Genomic DNA, 1,106 nt, shown 5'->3' on the forward strand with positions numbered 1-1,106 from the left:
GATCCGATCCGGCGTTGAGCCAGCGACAGCGACCGGTCCTGACGGGGCGATGCCGGCGATCGCGCGGAGCGTCTGGCGGACATGGCCGAAGTTGCGATCGGGGTGGAGGAACTGGATCAGGCTGAAGCAATCGCCTTTCTCGTCGCCGAGCGGGTTCCACCAGCCTTTGTCGTCATGGTTGACGATCAGGATTTCGCCGGAGCCGCGGCGGTATTTCACCGCGCGCCGGGAACTTTCAGCGGGATCGACGTGCCATCCTTCGCCCTCGAGGATGAGGGCGCAGGAGACTGTGCGCCGCAGCAGATCGATCTCGCCGGCGTCGTTGTTACGGGTGCCCCGCCGGGTGATGGATCGCCGGCCGGGCAGGGGTGGGTATCCGGTGGTGTCGGTGGATGAGATCATGGCGAAGCTCCTGGTCTGGGTTCATCGTCGGAAGGCGGTCTCGCCTTTCGACGGACGCCACGCGGCGAGATGCGGGAGGGGTGGGTGAAGTGCAGGCGGGCGGGGCCGGGTTGCGAGCGTGCGGGGCTTTGCCCCTGCGCGGAGAGCGACGCTGCCCTGCTGTAGGCTGCGCTTCAGGGTGGGGAGGGCGGCGTCCTCCCCACCCTGAAGCGCGTCAGCGCGGTCAGGGAGATCGGGTCATCGGAGATTGGTGGTTGTCGAAATCGTTGGGCGTTGTGGGGGTGATCGCCCGAAGACGGGTCAGGTCGGCCAGGTCTGTGATCGGCCCGCTCTTGCGGCTGATCGTATGGTGTGCAGAAATCGGGAGATTGCAGGTTCCGACGCGTAGGACCGGACCCGTTTGATGAGGTGAGGTGACGATGGCGTGGCAGTGGCGGACGCTCGATCGGGATAAATGGAATGAGGCGAGCGAGTTGCTCGAGATCGTTGCGGCCCGGTATCCCGTGCTCGTCGCGCGTCCAGCCAAGCCGCTGGCGATCGGGACGGGCGATCGGCTCAAGACAATGCGAGCCGAGGTCGGGCTGACCGAAGAGCAGGCCGATCTCGTGCTGGTGCGGGTCACGAGGACATCGAGCTATCTTGCCGCACTGGCGCGGGGTGGTCCGCGCTATGACCTCGAGGGTGAGATTGCCGGTGAGGTCAGT

At 66.1% G+C, this 1,106-nt stretch carries 1 protein-coding gene and 1 pseudogene; one reads left to right on the top strand and one right to left on the bottom strand.

Translation table 11 applies throughout. The features are described from left to right. Positions 1–402, bottom strand: a pseudogene (locus B7X49_RS18715) (hypothetical protein); the annotation flags it as partial. A gap of 419 nt (positions 403–821) precedes the next feature. Here B7X49_RS18715 and B7X49_RS18720 point away from each other — a divergent pair. Beyond that, a partial coding sequence (locus tag B7X49_RS18720; protein ID WP_286840652.1) for a ProQ/FINO family protein occupies positions 822–1,106 on the top strand: 285 nt, incomplete at its 3' end.

It is taken from the genome of Acidiphilium sp. 34-64-41, from assembly GCF_002282635.1.
Taxonomy (GTDB): domain Bacteria; phylum Pseudomonadota; class Alphaproteobacteria; order Acetobacterales; family Acetobacteraceae; genus Acidiphilium; species Acidiphilium rubrum.